This is a genomic window from Gluconobacter albidus, assembly GCF_002005485.1.
Lineage (GTDB): Bacteria > Pseudomonadota > Alphaproteobacteria > Acetobacterales > Acetobacteraceae > Gluconobacter > Gluconobacter albidus.
This window is the reverse complement of record NZ_CP014689.1, coordinates 931,004-953,067: the sequence shown is the minus strand read 5'-3', so window position 1 is coordinate 953,067 and position 22,064 is coordinate 931,004. Positions and strand designations below refer to the sequence as shown.

Below are 22,064 nucleotides of genomic sequence, written 5' to 3'. Positions count from 1 at the left end.
TCCGGACAGGCACGGGGTCGCGGAACAGGACCATACTGCCGCGATAGGTCAATATCCTCCGAGTATTGCGAGACTGCAACCCGCCGTCACGGACTGAAACAGCCCCATTCCCGAAAATACCCTCACTTTCCCGAACTGGCGGTTTACAGGGTTCGTCGTTATGGTCAGACGTTTTTCCGGCAGGATGGTTTTGCTGGAAGCTGTCGGAACTGCGGTCTGTCCCATGAATCACTCTCTATCCCACCGCGCCGTCCTGTCTTTCACAGGTGCGGACCGGACCAGCTTTCTTCAGGGCCTCGTCACGAATGATGCCCAGTCCCTCACACCCGCGACCTCCGTCTGGAGCGCGCTCCTGACGCCGCAGGGCCGCTGGCTGAGCGAATTTTTCCTTTATGACGCATCCGACCGCATTCTGATGGATTGTGCGGCGGACCATGCCGACATGCTCGTCAAACGCCTCTCCCGTTTCCGTCTCCGCGCGGATGTGCAGATTGAAAAAACAGATCTGCGCGTCATCACGGGGGCAGTGGGCAGCCCCGCCCCATCCGCTCCGGTCGCCACCGCCCCGGACCCGCGCTGTGATGGCGCGGGCTGGCGGGCCATCGTCACCGCAAGCGAAGAAGGCGGCGAAATGCCTGAAGAATTTCTGGAACGCCGCCTGACGCTGGGTCTGCCGGACGTGATGGATTTCGAGAGCGAGCAGACACTGGCGCTTGAAGCGGACATGGACCTGTTGCACGGCGTCTCATGGAAAAAAGGCTGCTACATGGGTCAGGAACTGACCGCCCGCACCCATTATCGCGGCCTCGTCAAACGCCGCCTGTTGCCCGTTGTCCTGTCGGACGGAACGTTTACCGATGAAGGCGGAGTTATCATCGCGGGAGAGCGCGAGGTTGGAGACATCCGCTCGCGCAGCGGCAACCGGGCGCTCGCTATGCTGCGGCGGGACGCATGGTCGTCCCCCGAACTGACCTGCAACGGACAACCGCTTTCTGTCGTCTGGCCCGCCTGGTTTCCACCGGAAATGCGTTGAGGAGATGCGTTCGTGACCTATATTGCCCCTGCCCCGTCCACTGTCGATGACATCATCGCTCAAGTGAAATTCGATGCGAACGGCCTGATTTCAGCCCTTGCGCAGGCGCCGGACGGCGTGGTGCTGATGCTCGCCTGGATGAACGCGGACGCCCTGCGCGAGACGCTTCTGACCGGTCGCGTCTGTTACTGGTCCCGCAGCCGCCAGAAGCTCTGGCGCAAGGGCGAGACCTCGGGCCAGCAGCAGAAACTGATCGAAGCGCGGCTCGACTGTGACATGGACGCTGTTCTCATGATCGTCGATCAGACCGGCGTGGCCTGTCACACCGGTCGCCGGAGCTGTTTCTATCACGGCGTCACGCCGGACGGGCTGCGTGACACGTCGCAGCCCGAAATCAGCGCCGAAGAGCTTTACGGCCGCTGAGCAGCCTGACCGGACAGGGTCCAGCCCGGCACGAGGAAGGTGGCCGGGCAGCCATTCTGGTCGTCTGGTGAAGACAGATAAGCGCCCTCATACGGGAAGCGCGACAGCTTCTTCGGGTCCAGCGTGAACCAGAGCTGCGTCAGGACCATCTGTCCATTATGCGCGGGCTCGCAGCGGACCTGAAGAGCGCGGCTGTCCCGAACATTCATCAGACGCGCGAAAGTGGCCAGCATGTCATCTCGGTTGACCTGAAAGCCCACCTGCTGCGACAGCCACAGTCCGAATGCCGACGCCGCAAGCCGGTCCCGCATCTGCATGGACGTGACGAAAAAATGGTCCGCATCATAGCCGAAGCAGCGGGCATGTTTGGTGTATTCATGCACATAAAGCGGCTTTTTCAGATGTGGCACGACGCCCCGCAGTGCCTCCACCGTCGTTGGCAGAAGCTGCGGCGGGGTGTCGTCATGGTCGTAGAGATCGCAACCCTTCGACCACCATTCCTGCACCGGCACACCCTGCGCTTCCAGACTGTGCGGTTCTGAAGCCCACAGCCCGTGCAGACCGATCGAGATCCGATGCGTCTGGTCCCACTCGCAGCCGCCGCCGGTGGCGCAGAACCCCGGCTGCCAGGTCAGAGCCAGAGTATCGTGCCGGAAATCGGTATGGGCCGTGGGCGTGAGCGAAGGCCCCGTCGGAACCTGCGAGACGCAGCCTCCCAGCAGGAAAAGAGCAACAAGAACGGAACGCTTCACGCGGATAGCTCCCTGGCATGATGGGTCAGATGGTCCGCAATGAAACTCTGCACGAACCAGTAGGAATGGTCATAGGCGGCATGGCGACGCAGTTCGAGAGCCTGTTTGCCCTCCTTCGCGGCCCCCTCCAGAGCGTCGGGGCACAGATCCGCCAGATACTGGTCCATCAGCCCCTGATCAACGAGGATAGTGGAAGGATGTGTGTGCCCTGACCGCAGAAGCAGCGTGGGATCGCAGCTCTGCCATTTCGCCGGATCGCCGCCGAAATACGCATCGAACGCCTTCTGGCCCCACGGAATGGTGCTCGGATGGCAGATCGGTGCGAAGGCCGAAACCGTCTTCCAGCGACCGGGATATTTCAGCGCTTGGATCAGTGCGCCCATTCCGCCCATGGAATGCCCCATGATGCCGCGTCGGGCGCCATCCAGCGCATAAAGCCGCTCGGTCAGCGCGGGCAGTTCCTCGCCGACATAGGTTTCCATACGATAGTGACGGCTCCACGGAGCGGACGTGGCGTCGATATAAAACCCTGCCCCCGACCCCAGATCGTAGACATCATCCTCACCTTCGATCCCCGTATGGCGTGGGGAGGTGTCGGGAGCGACCAGCGCGATGCCGTGTTCGGCGGCAAAACGCAGGGCATTAGCCTTGATGAGGAACGTCTCCTGCGTGGCCGTCAGTCCGGCGAGCACATGAATGACTGGAACTTTTTGCCCCGCCAGCGCCTCTTTCGGTAGAAATACTCCAAACGTTGCAGGCACGCCGAGCACATCCGAATGATGCCGCACGAACCGCAGGGAGCCGTCGAAACAGGCGTGATGCGCCAGAACCTCGAGACCCGGAACGTCGCCCGACGCTTTAACATCCGACATGCTCAGTACTCCACGACGGTACGGATACTCTCGCCCCGGCTCATCATGTCGAAGCCCAGATTGATGTCCGCCAGCTTCAGCTTGTGCGTGATGAGGGAGTCGATGTTGATCCGGCCGTCCATGTACCAGTCCACGATTTTCGGCACATCGGTCCGCCCGCGTGCACCACCAAAGGCCGAGCCGATCCAGCGGCGTCCCGTCACGAGCTGGAACGGCCGCGTGCTGATTTCCTGTCCGGCACCGGCGACACCAATGACGCACGACACGCCCCAGCCGCGATGCGCGCTCTCCAGCGCCTGACGCATCAGGGTCGGATTGCCGACACACTCGAACGTGTAGTCCAGACCACCGCCCGTCATCTCAATCAGATGTCCGACGAGATCGGCGTTCGGACCCAGTTCTTTCGGGTTCACGAAGTCCGTCATGCCGAACTGGCGCGCAATCGCCTCGCGCTCGGGGTTGATGTCGATGCCGATGATCCGGTTCGCCCCGACCATTTTGGCACCCTGAATGACATTGAGCCCGATGCCACCGAGTCCGAAAACGCCAACCGTCGCTCCGGCCTCGACCTGAGCCGTAAACAGCACGGCCCCGATACCCGTCGTCACGCCGCATCCGATGTAACAGACCTTGTCGAATGGCGCGTCAGAACGGATTTTCGCCAGTGCAATCTCCGGTAGCACCGTAAAATTCGCGAAGGTCGAGCAGCCCATATAGTGATGGATCGGCTGTCCCTTGTAAGAGAAACGGGAAGTGCCATCCGGCATCAGCCCCTTGCCCTGCGTACTGCGGATGGCCGTGCACAGATTGGTCTTGCGTGACAGGCAGGACGGACATTCCCGGCATTCCGGCGTATAGAGCGGAATAACGTGATCGCCGGGCTTGAGGTGTTTCACCCCGGCACCGACTTCACGAACGATGCCCGCTCCTTCATGGCCGAGAATGGCGGGGAACAGCCCTTCAGGGTCCTGACCGGAGAGTGTGTACTTGTCGGTATGACACAGTCCCGTAGCCATAATTTCGACCAGAACTTCCCCGTCACGCGGGCCTTCAAGCTGAACCGTGTCGATTTCCAGCGGCCGACCGGCCTCGAACGCAATGGCTGCGGTCACGTCCATAACATCACTCTCCTCTGAAACGGTGGAAACAGGGTGTCGTATCGGAGGGGCTGGCGGCAAGAGGCTGCTGCAAAAGAAAGTAAAAAGACAGACACCCTTTGCTGTTGGCCGGGAAGCGGGTTCGCCGCTACGCTTGCCGGGGACTTGTCTGCATATTCCGCCCATCCGAGGAGACAGCCGTTTGATCGTCAACCGTCCACATGGACTGGCCATTCTTTTCCGGGAATCCCTTCCACCACTCATCATCCTGACCCTTTGGGATTTCGTGGTGGTCATCCTGTTCCAGATCTATCATCAGGACTGGATGGAACAGCCCTCGCTGCCGATTTCCCTGATGGGTACGGCGCTGGCCATCTTCCTGAGCATGCGCAACAACGCGGCCTATAACCGCTGGTGGGAAGGCCGTACCCTGTGGGGCGCGATCACCAACAACTGCCGCTCCTTCGGTCGTGAAGCCGCAACGCTTCTGGGAGGGCGCCCGGACCTGGCCCGCGCCATGGCCGCGTATCCGCACGTCCTGCGCGCGGCCCTCAGGGGCGATCCGCCCAATGAAGACATAAAGCGTCTCCTGTCACCCGAACTGTACGAGAAGGTCTTTTCCTGCTCGAACACCGCCAACATGCTGCTCTACCAGATCGGCCTTGGTGTGCGGGATGAAGTGGAACTCAAGGGAATCGACGGCGCTGTTCACGGCACGGTGGACCGCATCCTGTCGGACATCGCCAATGCGCAGGGCGGCCTTGAGCGCATCAAGAACACGCCCCTTCCCGCGCAGTATTCCATGCTCCCCGAAATCGCGACACATCTGTTCTGCATCATCCTGCCCCTGTCGGCCGTGCAGACCCTAGGCTGGATCACGCCGCTGGGGTCGAGCATCATCGGCATGCTGTTCCAGATGCTCGACCGGAGCGGCCGTGATCTTCAGGAGCCGTTTACAAAGAGCGTTCACGCCCTTCCCATGCTCACCATGGCCCGCACGATCGAGCGCGACCTGCTCCAGCCGATCGGCGAGACACCGCTCCCGGCCATTCAGGCCAGCAACGGCGTCCAGCCCTGAGGCAGCGCTGGAAAAGCGTTACAGCAAAAAGGACAGCCCCTGCGATCGGACAAGACAGCAGGGGGTTTTTCTGCTATGAACCAAGCCTATGAACACGTTCAAAAGCCCCCAGAAGGGCGGCATGACCGATGAAATGGCTCGTGTCGCAGCCAACAACACGGCCCGTCAGACCGACCCGGAACACGAAACCGACCCGTTCCACGAAGGTGACTCCATTGTTTACGCCGCCCATGGCGTGGGACGCGTGGACAAGATCGGCATGGTTGATGTCGCCGATACCGTCATCGAGATGATCCAGATCTCGTTCCCCGGCAACCAGATGACCCTGCGTATTCCGCTGGCCAAGGCCCGCAAGGCCGGCCTGCGCAAGATCGTCACGCGGGATATCGTCGACAAGGCGATGACCGTCATCAAGGGCAAGCCGCATGTCAGCAAGGGCATGTGGGCCCGTCGCGCCGTGGCCTATCAGGAAAAGATCAACTCCGGTGACCTGATCCAGATTGCCGAAGTGCTGCGTGACCTGCGCCGCAATGTTGACAGCCTCGATGGCAGTTTCTCGGAGCGCAAACTGTTCGAAGCTGCGCAGGAGCGCTTCGTGGCCGAGGTTGCGGTTCTGGAAAACGTCGATCCGGCGCAGGTTCTGGAAAATCTGACCAAGACGATGAAGGCCGCCTGAAACACGGTCTGCGACAGGGTTTGAAAAGCCCGCGCTTCTTCAATATGGATCAGGGTGTGGTTTTCTTCGCATCCCGGGCAGGGTCTTTCGCGTTGGCGACACGAAAGACCTTCTCCGTGACGCGTTTTCAGTCACCGTTTCAAACCTGCATTCCAGAGGAGAGGTGAGGCCACATGCCTGCCCCTTACAAAGACCGTTTCGCCGGCAAGAAAGTCCTCGTCACCGGGGCATCACAGGGAATTGGCGAGGCCACTGCGCTTCGTTTTGCCGAAGAAGGCGCGCAGGTCGCCCTCAACGGCCGCAAGGAAGACAAGCTGATCGCCGTCCGCGACAAGCTGCCCAAGGTTTCTGGCGGAGAACACCCGATCGCCACGGGTGACATTTCCAAGGAAGACGACGTCAAACGCCTGGTCGCCGACAGCATCAAGGCCATGGGTGGTCTGGACGTTCTGGTCTGCAACGCAGGCTATCAGATCCCGTCTCCTTCCGAAGACATCAAGCTCGAAGATTTTGAAGGTGTGATGGCGGTCAACGTCACAGGCGTGATGCTGCCGTGCCGCGAAGTCATCCGCTACTGGCTGGAAAATGGCATCGAGGGCGCGATCATCGTGAACTCCTCCGTTCATCAGATCATCCCCAAACCGCATTATCTTGGCTATTCTGCCTCCAAAGGTGCTGTTGGCAACATCGTCCGGACGCTGGCGCTGGAATATGCCGGTCGTGGTATCCGGGTGAATGCTGTGGCACCGGGCGCCATCGTAACGCCGATCAACATGTCGTGGATCAACGATCCGAAGCAGTACAAAGCCGTTTCAAGCCATATCCCGATGAAGCGTCCCGGTGAAAGCCGCGAAATTGCGGATGCCATCACCTTCCTTGCCGCCGAGGACAGCACCTACATCACGGGCCAGACCCTGTATGTTGACGGTGGCCTGACCCTCTACGGCGACTTTGAAAAGAACTGGTCCTCGTAATCCAGATGCCTTCTTCCCTGACCGTCCTGCTGATCGAAGACGATTTCCTCATCCGGACCTGTCTGGCGGAATTCCTGCTGGACAACGGCCTGACAGTCAGGGAAGCGGATCATTGTGCCGAGGCGCGCGCCATCATCGACGCGGAGCCGAAGCTCGATGCCCTTGTGGCTGACATGACCCTTCCGGACGGGGACGGCATGACCCTTGTCCATCCGGCCCGCCAACGCTGGCCGGACCTCCCGGTCATTTATATCAGCGGCCATGGAGATCTGCGCCGGGGCGAAACCTCCGGTGACCCGGCCCGGGACCGTTTCATCTCAAAGCCTTATACGCTAGCCAGTATTCTGGAGGCTCTTGAGGACATGACATCAGCGGCCTCGGACTAGGAGATCCATATGTCCGACAGTCTGGACAGACCCGTTCTCGAAAAGTCATCCCCGAAGATCGAGGACATCCAGTCTGACCCGTCGGACCGCCTGAAACGGGCACAGGACGCCATGATGCGTGGCGCCCCGGAAGAAGCACTTGCCATAGCGCGCCCTACCCCTGATGGAACGCCCGAAATTCCGGCCCTACATTATGTTCGGGCGCGGGCATATTTTCATCTTCGCCGCTATCAGGACTGCGCAGTTGAGCTTGAGCGGGCCAGCACAAATGCAGGGCCTCATGCCATCTCCCTACTGCTGGACGAGGCCGTCTCCATACGGCGGCGGGACGATCTTCTCCCGCTCCTGAAGATCTGTCGCAGACGCAAACCCGACGATTTCCGCCTGATGAACGCCGGGGCGGCGGTGCTGATCCAGCTTGCGCGGTTTGATGAGGCCGAACTTCTTCTGCGCCTGAGCCTGCAACGCTGCCCCGAAGAGCCCAATACCCTTAATCTGCTCGCCTTGCTCCTGACGGAAACCGGGCGCTTCGAAGGCGCGCTTTCGGTCATGGCCGGTCTGCGAGACGCGGATCCGCAGGACTGGGAGCCGCTCTGCAACATGGCCTGTATCCTCAGCAGCATGGGCCGGATGGAAGAAGCCGCCAATCTGTACCGACAGGCCGTTCCCATGGCGCCTCAGAACGCGCGCCTGCGCCTGAACCATTCCATCACCATGCTCAAGAGCGGCCGCATGGCTCAGGGCTGGGTCGAGCATGAATGGCGTTTCGGACTGCCCGGCCATACCAGCATGCCGCTGGATCGCCTGCTGCCCAACATTTCTCCATCACTGGACCTGAGGGGCAAGCGCGTTCTCATCACGCAGGAGGAAGGTCTGGGCGATACGCTTATGTATCTGCGCTACATCCCGCCCCTCGCCCGCACGGGCGCCATCATTCATATCTGGGGCACGGAAACGCTGGCTGCGATCTGCGAACGCGTGGCCGGGGTTTCGGAAGTGCAGTTCGGTGGTGAGACGCCCGACTATGACTATCACTGCCCGTTCATCAGCCTGCCCCGCGCCTTTTCGGGAACGCCGGACGCAATGGGAGCGCCCGTCCCCTATCTCAGCGCCGATCGTCGGAAGGCCGAAGCATGGCGCCAGCGGTTTCAGGACGATCACAAGCTGAGGGTCGGGCTGGTCTGGGCCGGTGCGGCACGCCCCGAAGATACGGCGGCTCTTATGGTGGATCGTCAGCGCTCCATGCTGCTCTCGGAGCTTGCACCTCTGGCAGGGATCGAAGGTGTGAGCTTCTATTCCCTTCAGAAAGATACACCGGCCGAACAGATCCCGGATTTTCCGGCCGCGCTGGTGAACGTCATGCCAGACTGTCATACGATGGATGACACGGCGGCCCTGATGGTGAACCTCGACATCATCGTCTCGGTCGATACATCAGCCGTTCATCTGGCCGGAGGGCTGGGCAAGCCCGTCATCATGATGGACCGCATCAACAACTGCTGGCGCTGGCTGCACGGACGGGATGACACCCCTTGGTATCCACAGATGCGGATCGTCCGCCAGACCCGGTTTCAGGACTGGTCAGACGTCGTGGAACGGGTCAAGCGGCTTCTCGAAGACGCCGTCGTCGCTGCCCGGAGACCCGGACCTCAGTAACTGTAGCCATAGGACAGGCCGATGCTCGACCCCGGATCGTTTTCCGGCGTCGTGAAGCCCGTGACCTGACCACCAGTCCCGACCGTCGTGTTGAATTTCAGCCGTTTCGTAAGGTCGATCTGTACCTGAGCCTGTGTGCCCGAGCCGGATGTCGCCTGTTTGGCGCCAACGTAGACGCCCTTCATGACGTATTTTCCGGCCTCGACACTGGTGCCCCCATTATCGACACCACTGCCCCCGCCGACCGCCAGACGATCCAGCCCCAGCAGATTCTGAACCTTGCTCAGCGGATCAAATGCGGAGCCACCCGCAAGCTGCACCACCGCTGCGCCCAGCTCCGCAAGCTGCGTCGTGGAGAGCGAATGCGTGTCTGTTCCGAACAGCAGGATAGACAGGACCTGATCGCGCGGCAGGCTGGGCGAGGAGACGAAATCCAGTTTCGGTGCGCTGGCGTAGCCCGTCACCAGAAGGCTTGCGAGCGTGCCGCTGGCATTGCGGTCCGCCCGGAAATCCAGCGTCGGATCGAGCTTGTGGTTTACGCCCGAGCCGTTGAACGCCACCCGCCCGTTCGTGAAGTTGAGGTTGATCCCGCCCAGATTGAAATTGCCGCGCTTGAGATCGAAGCCTCCGCTGATCAGAGGCTCCGCACTCGTGCCGCGCACTCGCAACCTTCCCTGCATTTCGGCGAACACACCGTGCCCGCGCACGAAAAACTCGCCGGGCGAAATCACGTCCACGCCCAGTCCGATGACCAGGCTCGATCCCGTCCCGGAAGCCGGCTTCTGCCCCGGACGGATCACGTCGAGCTGGGGCACGGAGGCGGGCATGGAATTCGGAATATTGACTGTCGCGTTGGGAATATTGACTTTCCCGTCCACATCCAGCCGTGTCGTGGCCTGACCGTGGATATGCAGATCGGTATTGATCGTGGCAGTCAGCAGTTCGCTGGATACAGGACGGGCCTTGTCGGATGTGATGTGCAGATCAACGGGAAGGTCGGGCCGGAAGGCTCCGACAGTGCCGTCGAGCGTGATCGTGCCAGGCCCTGCATGGGCGATGATGTGGTTAACGTTGATCGTATCCCCCGAGGCAACGAGTGCCCCGTTGATCCGGCTGAGATGCACGCCCTGCGCATAGTTGTCGAAAGAGGCGTTCTCCAGCCCGATCTGGCCTGATGCCCGCGGCTGCGCGGCTGTTCCTGCGACATTGAGGTTGATACCGATTTTTCCGGCTACGGCCATGCCGTTCGCGCCCAGAACGGCATTTGCAACCGACAGATCGACATGACCCGTGGTTGCAAGGGCGATCGCACCCGTTTTGGAAAGCGGCGCGGTTCCGTGGACGGCCAGCGCGACGGACGGGCCTGCACCAAACGTTGCATCCACCTTCGCGGAATGTCCCGCAAGGCCGAGATTCGCCAGAATCTGCGCCGCTGGAAGGGATGCCGCCGGACCGGTCTTCATCCGCAGATCACGTCCGTTCAGCGAGACCGTTCCGGTCGGAGCATCCAGCGTGCCGCCCAGTTTCGCCGCAAGCGAGATCGTACCGGTGGCTGACAGATCCGGCGCGAAAGGTTTTGCGATGGCGGGTGTGAGGTGATCCAGACGCGCCGTGAGCGCGAGTGCGGGCTTGAACGTGCCCGCAATATCGACCGTTGCGGGCGCTACACCCTGAGGTGCGAGGGTCGCCACCAGATGATCCACACCCATCGTATCGCCAAACGACACCACCGCAGGGCGGCTCAGACGCAGGCTCTCTCCCTTGACCAGAGCCGCCAGTCGCCCGAGGCGCACCGTCTTTTCGGGGACGTTCAGGACAAGTGCGGTGTCGATATTGGCCGGGGCATCCATCACGTTCTGGAAGGCCGCGTTCAGCGCGACGGCCATCGCGGTCTGGGGCCCCTTGATTGTGGCATGTGCCCTGCCCGTCATGGCCTGATAGCGCAGCCCGGCGAGATCCAGCACCAGCGAGGGTTCGGGCGCATCAATCGGGTTCGCGATGGTTCCGCTGACCTTGAGAGACTGGACGGCGGCCTGCGCCATCCCCAGCATTCCGTCCAGTCCGAGCTTCACGACAGGCGGCGCGCCCTCGGTCTCCGTCGTGTGCAGTCCCAGCGTCAGATGGCCGGAAATCGCCTGCCCGATCAGGCGGCGGAAATCGCCCAGATTGCGGATCGAGATGTCCAGATCGCCGAGCGGCACTTTCGCCCCTTTGGGGAGGCGCAGCTTGCCTTTGCCGCTCAGGCTGTTCCAGTCCAGCGTGTTGAGATCCAGATGATACGCACCCGCGTCATCCTGATGAAACGCGGTATCAAGCACCAGCGGCGCATGATCGAGCGTCCCCTTGGCCGTCAGAACGCCTGCCGGATGAGACGGCAGATGCTGGACATCGGCATGAAGCGCCACGGGGCCTTTCGCCACGTCTTTCGTGCCGAATTCCCCGCTCAGATCGGCCTTGACCGCCAGATCGTCCGTCGGACCATCGGCCGTGGCGGTCAGCGTCGTGTTGCCAAGGATGGCCGGGCTGGCCTTTGCAAGATCCGGAAGTTGAACAGAAGCCTTCGTCTGCATCCGGTTGCCATGCGCCATGTCGATCACGGACGACACCAGCAGATGCAGCGCCGCCCCATCCAGCGCAAAGCTTTTCAGCGTCAGGATATTGGCCGGAGATTTCGCCAGATCGAGCGAGAATGTGCCATTTTTTCCGACCAGATTCAGGGCCTGTGGCTGCCCGCCCGTGATCGCAAGCGTTCCCGTGCTTTTCAGCGTCAGGTCATCCTGTTTTGTCACCGGCATGGCAAAATCGGCATGCAGCCCGGCTGTGCCGCTGAGATCCGTACTGCCCATCGCCGCCAGAGGGTGCAGATCTGGCAAGGCAAGATCCAGCTGGCCTTTCGCAGCCGGCTTCAGATCCGCCGTTGCGCTCGCATGCAGAAGCGGATGATCCAGCTTCGCTACAACCGGGACGGAAGCGGCGAGCGGATGTGCCAGAACGTCCAGCGTCAGCGGCGCGGACGCCAGAAGCGTGGGCTGTGAACCCGGAATGCGCAAACCATCCAGCACAGCCGCCAGATGGGCGGTCGTGTCCTCAGGCCGTGTGCCTTCCACACCGTCAAACCGGGCATGCAGATGCCCGATCCCGGCCCCTGCTGCGGTCAGGGCGTCGATATCCAGCACCCCCTGACCGTTCGGCGCCATGAGCGGACCATGCAGATCCGTGTCCAGCGCGATGCTGTTCCACACAATGCCCGGACGCAGCGTCATGGACGGCGCATACGCCTTCACATGCAGGTCCGCGGTCATGCTCAGCAGGTTCATCGTTCCGCTGGCGACGGCCTTCACTGGCCCCGCACCCAGACCGAAATCCAGCACCGCCGCCGTGCGCGGTCCGTTGAGATTCAGATGCAGATCCAGCGGATCAAGCTGCGGCATCTGGCCCAGGGTGGTGGCGAAGCCGTTTTCACCTTCCTGATATCGCACGCCTAACGCGATACGATCCTTGGGCGTCTGGACATTGAGGGCCAGATTTGCCGGCTGATCCAGTCGCTTCAGGGCCAGTGCGATGTCCATGACCGGGAGCGTGCGCATCGTCACACCGTCCAGAAACGGCGCGATGCTGTGGATATGGGCGTGTCCGTCCGCCGAGAAGACGGTCGGGGTGACAGTATAATCCGGGCTGACTTCCAGCCGCCCGACATGCAGCGATGCCAGATCGACCCGCAGATGCAGCTTTGACGGCGCGGTACTGGCGGGTGTCGGCTGCGCGGGCGTGGTCTCCGGAGACGACACCATCTTGCGCAGAACGGCCACACGTGACGCGCTTAGACTGGTAATTTTCGCGTCCAGATGCACCAGCGACAGCGGCGACCAGCGCAGGTCTGCGTTATCCAGTTCGATCCAGGGGCCTTTCTCATCCTTGATGAGGAGTTTCGTCACCGCGAGATGTTGCGGCAGGAAGCCCGAAAGCCCCGAAATCTCGACCATGCCCCCTGTCAGCGGGCCAATCTTCCGCTCGATCAGCCGCTGGCCGGCCGACAGGTTGATCCCGACCAGAACTCCCGTGACCGCCACGGCCACCAGCCCCGCAGGGACGATGACCAGACCGGCCGCGACACGGAGAAGAACTTTGCGAACCCGCATCAGAACGTCTCCCCGAGGCCGAAATACAGTTCCCATTTATCGCCCTGCGGCGGCCGGTTCATCGGGAGCGCCACGTCCACGCGGATCGGACCGATCGGCGTGAAATATCGCACCCCACCACCATATCCGACCCGGAGCGTTCCCTGCCCCGGCCGCGATCCTGTCCCGACCTGCCCGGCATCCACAAAGCCGGCAAAACCCAGATTCATTGGCAGACGCTGACGGAATTCGACACTCCCCGCATCCATGGACGTCCCGCCGATCGCATATTTTGTGCGGCCGTATTGCGGCCCCACGCCCTGATAGCGGAAGCCGCGCACCGTTGCCGGGCCACCGGCATAGAGCCGCTGATCGGGCGGGATCTGATAGGTCGACGCGCCCTGCACGGAGCCGACGATGCCTCTGACCGCAATCACGCTGCGACCGGGTCTGGAAATCCCGAGATGGTGCAGATCGAAATAGGTCGAAGCCTGTGCGGAGAGAAGCGTGAAGAACGTCGATCCGCTTTCCAGCGATTCCGAGGGGGTGATGGATAGCGATGCCCGCACGCCGTGCGTGGCCGGGTCGATCGGATTGGACAGGCGCGTATTGTCGAATGTCGCGTTCAGGGGAGCTGCGACAATGAAATAGCTGCGTGTGTCGCCAAACTGTTTGATCTGTTCCTGCTCGCCCATCAGGCTGCCCGAGAGGTTCCAGTATTTCCCCACATGCCGGTTCAACCCGGCCCGCGCGATGATGGCGGTCTGGTGGTACGAATAGAGAAGCTGACGCACCCCTTCGAGGCGCACGCTCAGGTTCTGTCCCTTCGACAGGAAATCCGGCTTCATGAAATCCGCATAGACATCATAGCCCAGCCCCTGTTGTGCGGAGCCGCCAAGCCCCGTGACCAGAGCCGTCAGTTTCAGCTGTTCGGCATCACCGAACAGATTGTGATGCGTCCAGCTTGCGCCCAGACGGCCGCCGAGATCGGTCGAATATCCGACTTCGGCCGACAGCGTCCGCCGCTTGGCCTCCTTGAAGCTGAATTCGATGGGCATGGCCTGAAGAATACCCGGCATCAGGGTGCGACTGGGCGGCAGGGTAATGATGGGCGGGGCATTGCGAACCTGCACGGACGCGAACACCCCCGTACTCACCAGATCCTGACGCGCGGCCTCGATCCGTGACGGACGATACAGCTCGCCTTCCTTGAGTTCCAGCCGGTTGCGCAGGAAGCTCTGGTTGGTGTGAACCAGTCCTTTCATCCCGATCGGACCGATCACGACCCGCGGCCCGCGCTGGACGCGGAACACGATGTCGAGTTTCTGTGCCTGGGGTTCCAGATAGGCCAGGGGCGTCGAGACGCTTGCGGTCGCGTAGCCGTCTTCCTGAAGCTGGTTGAGCAGCGTGTTCTGTGCGGCCAGCACGGTTTCCGCCACCGCAGGCTGCCCCGCAGAGAGGTTGAACGCCTTGCGCTCATCCGGCGTGAGACTGACGGGCCGGGACTGCGCGATGGCCTGTGCGAACGTTACCGGGGCAGTCGCCGCAGGCGTTGGCACCTGAGTGTCCTTGGACGCGGGAGCCTTCGCGGTGGGAGTCTTTGCGGCAGGTGTCTTTGCGACCGGAGCTGCTGCCTGAGGAGCTGGTGCGTCAACCTTTTCGGGCGGTGCAAGCAGCGCGATGCTTCCCAGACTGAAGCGCGGCCCGAGCGTGGTGGAAATCGTGATGGCGACTTTCTGGTTTTTCTCCAGCGCCTTGAGAACATCCGGCAGGGAGGGATCCTTACCGTCCACGAGCCGCGTCCCGACCTTGACGCTGATCTGCACGGAACCCGCATAGTATCCCTGCGATTCCAGCGCGATATTCACACGATCATAATCGCTGCGGATGCGCCCGGCGAGCGCATAGGCTCCGACGGAATGGGACGTCTGGAGCGACTGAAGCTGGGACGATGCGCTGATGGCGGCATCCAGCTCCGGATGCTTCGTCGGTGTCAGGGTCACGGTATAGGGAATGGCGGGATCGGAGGTGCCATCCGAAACCGGCTGAGCGGTCGCAGGTGCTTTGGATGCCTTCGCATGCAGCGGCACCGGCGCGCAGAACACCGTTACGACACCCAGCATGCAGGACATCGAAGCGACTGACACAGAATAAGAAACTGAGCGGCGGCCTGACTTCACCGTGCGTCCTGAAAAATCTGTCTTGAAAGCATTTCCGGCCTTGTGAAAGCCGGATACGGGCGGGCAGACCGAACGACAGGGCTGCTATGTCCGAGGAACCTTGCACGGCGCTCCCTGTCAAGCCCTCTCCCGCTGGGACACGCCGGAAAAACGCTCCGTACCCACTAACACAAATGAAGGCCGCGGAGACAAACAAGATTGTGTCGTCCCTTCGAAAACCGTATCACTCAGCACCCATGTCCAATCGTGATGCCCAGACCCCGAACGGCCGACGCGGTCACAACCGTCCCGTCGTGGATGGAAATGCCGCCTTTCCGGCTTTGCAGCCAACAACGTCCACATCGCTCTACAGCCGTCTGCGCTGTGCGCTGCGCCTGTCCCTCGTCCTGATCTGGACGTTCTGGGCGTGCAGTCTGCAGGCTCTTCTGGTGCGGTTGCCCGGGCGGCTGAAAATCATGATGCCGCGCATTTACTGGAGAGGCGTGTGCCGGATTCTGGGCATCAAGACAAAAGTCATCGGCCGCAGCGCGGGTGGCGTGCGGACCGCAAGGGACGTCCGTAACGGCAAACGCCCGGTCGTGTTCGTCGCCAATCACTGTTCCTGGCTGGACATCGCCATCATTGGCAGCGAACTTCCCGTCGTGTTCGTGGCCAAGGGCGAAGTCGGCAAATGGCCGCTCATCGGTACGGCGTCGCGTCTGGGCCGCACCATTTTCGTCAGCCGCAACCGTCAGGATACCAGCCGCGAACTTCAGGAAATGGCCGCGCATCTGTGGGACGGCGACGATATCGTGCTCTTCCCCGAAGGCACGTCGTCGGACGGCTCACGCGTTCTGCCGTTCCTGTCCTCGTTCTTCGCGGTCGCCAAGCCCGGACGCCTGGAGAAGGTGGGCCTGCCCAAGGCACCGCCTGTCCTGATCCAGCCGGTTTCCGTGGTTTATGACAGCCTTGAAGGGCTGCCGGTCGGTCGTGGACGACGGAATGTGTTCTCCTGGTACGGCGACATGGATCTTGCGCCGCATCTGTGGTCCTTCGGGCAGTGGCGCTCCATGGGGGCGTCCCTTATGTTGCACGAGCCCATCACACCGGATGGCTTCCTGTCCCGCAAAGACCTCTCGCGCGCGACCTTCGAAGCCGTCAACAGCGGTGCGGCAGACCTCCGCCGCGGTCGCCCGAAAGCTGTGAAAGCCTGAAATGCGCTCCATAGCGGGGACTGACATCAGGTTTGTCTTGACTTGAAGCCCGCTCCCACGTCACTTTCGGATCATGACACGGCGGCAACCCGGCCTTCGTGTCCGGAGGTGGTATTACCCATTCAGGACCGTCTGATCATCCGTCGGCCCCTTGCGTTCGGCATGCCGTTTCCCGGAACAGGCTTGACCCCGAGGATGCCTGCCCCGATGTGTGTGCCTGAATCTGCCATTCCCGGACCGAAACTTTGACCACCACCCCGAATTTCCCAGCCATGCCCGCTTCTTCCGACCCCATGCCCACCGTGCAGGCACCGCGCGGCCTTCATGTCATCACATGGGGCTGCCAGATGAACGTGTATGACAGCGCGCGCATGGCCGATGTCCTGCGCCCGCTGGGCTATGGACCGGTCGAGCGCCCCGAAGACGCGGACATGGTCATTCTCAACACCTGCCACATCCGCGAACGGGCGACGGAGAAGGTTTTTTCCGAGCTCGGACGCCTTCGCAAGATCCGCGACGAGCGCATCGGAAACGGTCAGGATCGCACCATCATCGCTGTTGCCGGGTGCGTGGCGCAGGCCGAGGGAGAGGTCATCCTCTCCCGCGCGCCTTATGTGGATCTGGTGCTCGGTCCGCAGACCTATCACAAGCTGCCCGAAATGGTGGCCCGCGCCGCCCGTGCCGGTGGCGCCGTGATCGAGACGGACTTTCCGGTCGAGCAGAAATTCGATTTCCTGCCCACGGATGCCGCCCCACAGACACAGGGCAATCTCACGGCGTTCCTCACCATTCAGGAAGGCTGCGACAAGTTCTGTTCGTTCTGCGTCGTGCCCTATACGCGCGGCGCGGAAACGAGCCGTCCGGTTGCCTCGGTCATGGCCGAGGCGCGCCGGATGGCCGAGAGCGGCGTGCGCGAGATCACCCTGCTCGGGCAGAACGTGAACGCCTATCATGGCGATGACGGCAAAGGCGGGAGTGCCACGCTGGCGGAGCTGGTCGAACAGCTTGCGCAGATCCCCGGTCTGGGCCGCATCCGCTACATGACGTCCCATCCCCGCGACGTGGACCAGAGCCTGATCGACGCGCACCGGGACAACCCGGCCCTCATGCCGTTCCTGCATCTCCCGGTGCAGAGCGGCTCGGACCGGATCCTCAAGGCCATGAACCGCGGCCATACGGCGGATGAATACCGCGAGAGCGTTCGAAAGCTGCGTGAGGCCCGGCCGGATCTGGCCCTGTCTTCCGATTTCATCGTCGGTCATCCCGGCGAGACGGAGGAAGATTTCGAAGCGACCATGCAGCTCGTGCGCGATATCGGTTTCGCCATGGCTTACAGCTTCAAATATTCCCCCCGTCCAGGCACACCCGCCGCCGGTCAGCCGATGCAGGTGCCCGAGGACGTGAAGGATCGCCGTCTGGCCGAGTTGCAGGCGCTTCTGCGCGAACAGCAGGACGCTTTCAATGCCGACATGGTCGGGACGGTGCAGGAAATCCTGGTGACGAACCGGGGCCGCAAGCCCGAGCAGATCGCCGGGCGTTCGCCTTATCTGCAACCCGTTCACTTCGACGGCCCCGACCATCTGATCGGCTCCACCGTCAAGGTCGCCATCACCACACGCCGCACCAATTCCCTGGGCGGTACCCTGATCCGGGAGACAGCCTCCGCTTGCTGACAACGCACCCGACCCGTCCCGTCGCCACCAGCAGTGGCTCCGAAGGCAACCGCACCGTTGCCCTGCGTTTTAACGACAACATCCTGCTCCAGCGCCTGCTGGGAGACCATGACCGGCATCTTGTCCGGCTGGAGGAAGGGTTCAACGTCAAGCTGTCCTGTCGCGGCAACAAGATTGCCATCTCTGGCGAAACGGACTCGGTCGGGCGCGCACAGGCGGCCATCATCGCCCTGTACAACCAGCTCGAACAGGGCGGCACGATTGATGCCTCGCAGGTCGATGGCGTCATTCGCCTGACCGCCCTCCCCAGCCGTCCGGAGCGTCCGGTCGATACACGACAGGCCCGTCCGGCTGCTGCGCAGGAGCCTTCTCCGCGCGGCAATGGCCAGCGCCGTCCGGAAAAGGGTCATGGCAAACCGCAGACGCTGCCCGCCACTCCGTTCGGGGATCTGCCCGCCATCCGGACCAAACGCGGTGTGATCGCGCCGCGTTCGCACGGTCAGGCCGCTTATATGGAAATGCTGGCCAATACCGACATGGTGTTTGGCATCGGGCCTGCCGGCACGGGCAAGACCTATCTCGCCGTGGCGCAGGCCGTCGGCATGCTGCTCGCCGGACAGGTGGACCGGATCGTACTGTCCCGCCCGGCTGTTGAGGCTGGCGAGCGCCTCGGCTTCCTGCCTGGCGACATGCGCGAAAAAATCGACCCATATCTGCGCCCGCTTTACGACGCCCTGCATGACATGATGCCGGGCGATCAGGTGGTGCGCCGCATGGGGACGGGTGAGATCGAAGTGGCGCCCCTCGCCTTCATGCGCGGACGCACGCTCGCTCATTCCTACGTCATTCTGGACGAAGCCCAGAATACGACCGCAGCCCAGATGAAGATGTTCCTCACCCGCATGGGTGAAGGCACACGCATGGCCATTACGGGCGATCTGAGTCAGATCGACCTGCCAAATGGTGTATCATCCGGTCTGCGCGAAGCGGTCGAGACCCTCGAAGGCATCAAGGGAATCGGCATAACGCGTTTTTCTTCCGAAGATGTGGTGCGCCATCCGCTGGTTGCCCGTATCGTCGATGCCTATGAACAGAAAGCGCCAGCCCCCCGGGACGTCTTCCGGAACAGGCTGCGCCGGGAAAACAATGGAACCTCCAAGTCGACACGCCGGCACTGACATCATCATCGAGGACGCGCGCTGGCGCGCCTCGGTGCCGGGAACGGAGCGCGCAATCCGGCGCGCTCTCGTCGCGGTCGCCCGCCAGGGTGGCCCCGATTTCACACAGTCTCCGGCCCCTTCGATCCTTCTGGCAACGGACAGGATCGTCAAGCGCCTCAATGCGCGCTTCCGGGACAAGAACAAGCCCACGAACGTCCTGACGTTCGAGCCACTTTCGCCGGAGCATGGCGGAGATATCGTGCTGGGCTATGAGACTGTCCGCCGGGAAGCAGACGCCGCACGACGCTCACTGAAGGCGCATCTGTCCCATCTTGTTGTGCATGGCGCGCTGCATCTTGCCGGTTATGATCATCACCACCCCGGTGAAGCCCGGGAAATGGAAAGGATCGAGACCCGGACGCTGCGCTCCCTCGGCTTTGGCGATCCATGGCAGCAGGGCAACGGGCAGATGGCGGGGAGTGTCCGGATATGAGTGACGATACAAACGACCGCTCATCGGAAGAGTCGGGCAAAAGCCGCTCATCGCGCGGACTTTTCGGACTTTTCAACCGTCGCAACCGCGATCAGGGCCTGCGCGAATCCATCGCGACCCTTGTTCACGAAGCCAGCCAGCCGGCCGAGGATTCCAGCGACGAGCCGGAACTCGACCGGCAGGAACGCGCCCTCATCATGAACGTGCTGCGCCTGCGCGACATCACGGCTGATGACGTCATGATCCCACGCGCAGACATTATTGCCATGCCCGAGGCTCTCCCGTTCGGCGAAGCGCTGGACCTGATGCGTCGGGAAAACCACTCCCGCCTTCCGGTCTATCGCGATCAGCTCGACGACATCGCAGGCATGATCCATGTGAAGGATCTGATCGCCTATGTCGGCGAGCCGGAAGCCTTCGACATCCGTCCGCTTCTGCGTCAGCCCCTGATGATCGCACCAACGATCCCCGTGCTGGACCTGCTGCTCCAGATGCGTCAGCGCCAGATGCACATGGCCCTCGTCATTGACGAATATGGCAGCATCGACGGGCTCGTGACGATCGAAGATCTGATCGAAACCATCGTCGGCGATATTTCGGACGAGCATGACGATCCGGTGACGACCATGTGGGTGGAGCGTCCGGACGGTTCTTTCGATATCGACGCCCGTCTTCCGGTCCGGCAGCTTGAAGAACGGCTTGGCGCCGTCCTGACGGAGGCCGAACGGGAGGCCGAAATCGAGACGGTGGGGGGCTTGGTGTTCCGTCTGGCCGAACATGTTCCTGCCCGGGATGAGGTTCTGACCCATGAAAGCGGCCTCGAATTCCGCGTTCTGGACGCCGACGCCCGGCATATCCGCGCCCTGCGCATGAGGGTTCCGGAAGGCTGGGAAAACAAGCCTCTTCCCGCTCTCAAGACACAGGAAGACGATCGGGGCTCTTGACGGAGCCCCCCGTTCGTCGTTCGAGTATCACCATCGTTTCCAGCGGAGCCCCGTTCATGCCTGCCGCCCAGCTTCTCGGCCGCCGTACCCTTCTCGCATCCGGAATGGCTCTCATAGCCACTGCGGCCGCGCCCTTCGCCCACGCGGACGACGTACCCGCCAGCGATCAGCGCATGGGGCCACGCTTCATCGGCTCGCCGGATGCGAAGGTCATAGTGGACGAATGGTTCTCCCTGACCTGTTCGCACTGCGCGCATTTCTCGCGGGAGATTTTTCCGCAGGTTCGCAAGAACCTGATCGACACGGGAAAGATCCGCTATCGGTTCCATGATTTCCCGATTGATCAGGTTGCATTGCTGGCCGCCATGGTGGCCCGCTCCCTGCCGGCGGACCAATACGCAGCCTTTGTGACGGATCTGCTCGACCATCAGGACGAATGGGCTTTCGCACAGAACATTGACCCGGTTGCCGAACTGAAGAAACGCGCGGCCCTGTTCGGGGTGAACGCAGCAGCATTCGACCGGATCAACGCCGATAATGCCCTGCGTGAAGCCATTATCAACAAACAGGATCACGACGGCGCTTTCCTCCAGATCCCGGGCACGCCATATTTCCGCATCAATGATGTTCCCGCGCCCACCGTGGTCGGGAGCTATGATGATTTCGCCAAAGCAGTCGCAAAGGCCTCCTGAATGACCCGTCTTTCCCTTTCCCGCCGCTTTTTCGTCTCTGCCGCCCCGGCCCTCGCCGTTGCGGGAACCGCCGTCGGTACAGCCCGTGCCGCCGATGCGACTTCAAGCGACGCCCGACTGAGCCCGCGTATTCTTGGCAACCCGAACGCCAAGGTTCTGGTGCAGGAATGGTTCTCGCTCACCTGCACGCATTGTGCGCATTTCGCGACGGAAGAATTTCCCAAGATCAAGGAAAAGCTGATCGACACGGGAAAGATCCGCTATCAGTTCCATGATTTCTGCGGTGATCGTGTTGGCCTGACGGCGGCCATGGTGGCCCGCTCCCTGCCCGAAGAACGTTACGTTCCCTTCATCGAAGCCCTGTTCTCCAGCCAGATGCAGTGGGCTTTCGCCGCAGGCGGCGACCCGATGCAGCGCCTTCAGCAGATGTCTGCTCTCGCCGGTGTCTCCGCAGCCCAGTTCGACGCCATCAGCAAGGACAATGCCTTCGCCGAGGCGCTGTTCGATCAGGTCAAGAAGGACGCGGACACATACAACATCCAGGGTACGCCGTATTTCCGCTTCAACAATACGCATTACGACCAGGACCCTGAAACTTACGAAAAATTCGCCGATCTCGTCGCCAAGGCGTCCTGATCCGCCAACCTTAGGACCAGTATTTCCA

The 22,064-nt window shown here is 61.9% G+C and carries 20 protein-coding genes; 14 read left to right on the top strand and 6 right to left on the bottom strand.

Translation table 11 applies throughout. The features are described from left to right. Positions 1–48 precede the first annotated feature (48 nt). Complete coding sequence (locus A0U94_RS15845; protein ID WP_156474575.1) at positions 49–225, bottom strand: hypothetical protein; 177 nt, start codon at positions 223–225, stop codon at positions 49–51. Here A0U94_RS15845 and ygfZ point away from each other — a divergent pair. Both ygfZ and hisI read left to right on the top strand, forming a co-directional pair. Next, positions 224–1,033, top strand: a complete 810-nt coding sequence (gene ygfZ / locus A0U94_RS04245) for a CAF17-like 4Fe-4S cluster assembly/insertion protein YgfZ (protein ID WP_077803835.1) — start codon at positions 224–226, stop codon at positions 1,031–1,033. The genes A0U94_RS15845 and ygfZ overlap by 2 nt on opposite strands. Before the next feature lie 12 nt (positions 1,034–1,045). Further along, positions 1,046–1,456 (top strand): phosphoribosyl-AMP cyclohydrolase, encoded by a 411-nt coding sequence (hisI, locus tag A0U94_RS04240; RefSeq protein ID WP_062030248.1) that lies wholly within the window; start codon positions 1,046–1,048, stop codon positions 1,454–1,456. On the opposite strand, the gene A0U94_RS04235 is transcribed toward hisI, so the two are convergent. From A0U94_RS04235 to A0U94_RS04225, 3 genes are read right to left on the bottom strand one after another with little or no spacing between them, the layout of a single operon-like run. Further along, positions 1,444–2,208, bottom strand: coding sequence for a ribonuclease T2 family protein (locus A0U94_RS04235; RefSeq protein WP_077802542.1), 765 nt, complete (start codon positions 2,206–2,208; stop codon positions 1,444–1,446). The genes hisI and A0U94_RS04235 overlap by 13 nt on opposite strands. Beyond that, positions 2,205–3,080 carry an S-formylglutathione hydrolase gene (fghA, locus tag A0U94_RS04230; RefSeq protein ID WP_077802541.1) on the bottom strand — a complete coding sequence of 292 codons (876 nt, stop codon included), beginning with the start codon at positions 3,078–3,080 and terminating at the stop codon, positions 2,205–2,207. Before fghA ends, A0U94_RS04235 begins: the two co-directional genes overlap by 4 nt. 2 nt (positions 3,081–3,082) lie before the next feature. Continuing rightward, positions 3,083–4,198, bottom strand: a complete 1,116-nt coding sequence (locus A0U94_RS04225) for an S-(hydroxymethyl)glutathione dehydrogenase/class III alcohol dehydrogenase (protein WP_062030253.1) — start codon at positions 4,196–4,198, stop codon at positions 3,083–3,085. Positions 4,199–4,379: 181 nt separating this feature from the next. On the opposite strand from A0U94_RS04225, the gene A0U94_RS04220 reads away from it, so the two are divergent. From A0U94_RS04220 to A0U94_RS04200, 5 genes are all read left to right on the top strand, one after another. Then, on the top strand, positions 4,380–5,255 hold the full coding sequence (locus tag A0U94_RS04220; protein ID WP_077802540.1) for a bestrophin family protein: 876 nt from the start codon (positions 4,380–4,382) through the stop codon (positions 5,253–5,255). 88 nt (positions 5,256–5,343) lie between these two features. Beyond that, positions 5,344–5,931, top strand: coding sequence for a CarD family transcriptional regulator (locus tag A0U94_RS04215; protein ID WP_062110371.1), 588 nt, complete (start codon positions 5,344–5,346; stop codon positions 5,929–5,931). 173 nt (positions 5,932–6,104) lie between these two features. Beyond that, positions 6,105–6,905, top strand: a complete 801-nt coding sequence (locus A0U94_RS04210) for an SDR family NAD(P)-dependent oxidoreductase (protein ID WP_062030257.1) — start codon at positions 6,105–6,107, stop codon at positions 6,903–6,905. Positions 6,906–6,910: 5 nt separating this feature from the next. Next, entirely contained in the window at positions 6,911–7,291 is a 381-nt protein-coding gene (locus A0U94_RS04205; RefSeq protein ID WP_062110373.1) for a response regulator, read from the top strand. Positions 7,292–7,300: 9 nt separating this feature from the next. After that, a complete protein-coding gene (locus tag A0U94_RS04200; protein WP_077802539.1) occupies positions 7,301–8,947 on the top strand; it encodes a tetratricopeptide repeat-containing glycosyltransferase family protein in 1,647 nt (548 codons plus the stop codon). On the opposite strand, the gene A0U94_RS04195 is transcribed toward A0U94_RS04200, so the two are convergent. Further along, positions 8,941–13,086: a translocation/assembly module TamB domain-containing protein gene (locus A0U94_RS04195; RefSeq protein ID WP_077802538.1), complete on the bottom strand. Its 4,146-nt coding sequence runs from the start codon at positions 13,084–13,086 to the stop codon at positions 8,941–8,943. The genes A0U94_RS04200 and A0U94_RS04195 overlap by 7 nt on opposite strands. Continuing rightward, complete coding sequence (locus A0U94_RS04190) at positions 13,086–15,197, bottom strand: autotransporter assembly complex protein TamA (RefSeq protein WP_077803834.1); 2,112 nt, start codon at positions 15,195–15,197, stop codon at positions 13,086–13,088. Before A0U94_RS04190 ends, A0U94_RS04195 begins: the two co-directional genes overlap by 1 nt. Before the next feature lie 284 nt (positions 15,198–15,481). Here A0U94_RS04190 and A0U94_RS04185 point away from each other — a divergent pair, with 284 nt between their 5' ends. From A0U94_RS04185 to A0U94_RS04155, 7 genes are all read left to right on the top strand, one after another. Further along, positions 15,482–16,438, top strand: a complete 957-nt coding sequence (locus A0U94_RS04185; RefSeq protein ID WP_077803833.1) for a lysophospholipid acyltransferase family protein — start codon at positions 15,482–15,484, stop codon at positions 16,436–16,438. A gap of 272 nt (positions 16,439–16,710) precedes the next feature. Continuing rightward, positions 16,711–18,111: a tRNA (N6-isopentenyl adenosine(37)-C2)-methylthiotransferase MiaB gene (gene miaB, locus A0U94_RS04180; RefSeq protein WP_244178063.1), complete on the top strand. Its 1,401-nt coding sequence runs from the start codon at positions 16,711–16,713 to the stop codon at positions 18,109–18,111. After that, positions 18,105–19,289: a PhoH family protein gene (locus tag A0U94_RS04175; RefSeq protein WP_077802536.1), complete on the top strand. Its 1,185-nt coding sequence runs from the start codon at positions 18,105–18,107 to the stop codon at positions 19,287–19,289. Before miaB ends, A0U94_RS04175 begins: the two co-directional genes overlap by 7 nt. Continuing rightward, entirely contained in the window at positions 19,258–19,764 is a 507-nt protein-coding gene (ybeY, locus tag A0U94_RS04170; RefSeq protein WP_077802535.1) for an rRNA maturation RNase YbeY, read from the top strand. Before A0U94_RS04175 ends, ybeY begins: the two co-directional genes overlap by 32 nt. Continuing rightward, positions 19,761–20,708, top strand: coding sequence for a hemolysin family protein (locus A0U94_RS04165; RefSeq protein WP_062110380.1), 948 nt, complete (start codon positions 19,761–19,763; stop codon positions 20,706–20,708). Before ybeY ends, A0U94_RS04165 begins: the two co-directional genes overlap by 4 nt. Before the next feature lie 56 nt (positions 20,709–20,764). Then, positions 20,765–21,400: a thioredoxin domain-containing protein gene (locus A0U94_RS04160; protein WP_062110782.1), complete on the top strand. Its 636-nt coding sequence runs from the start codon at positions 20,765–20,767 to the stop codon at positions 21,398–21,400. Next, positions 21,401–22,036: a thioredoxin domain-containing protein gene (locus A0U94_RS04155; RefSeq protein ID WP_062030267.1), complete on the top strand. Its 636-nt coding sequence runs from the start codon at positions 21,401–21,403 to the stop codon at positions 22,034–22,036. The last annotated feature ends 28 nt before the right edge of the window (positions 22,037–22,064 follow it).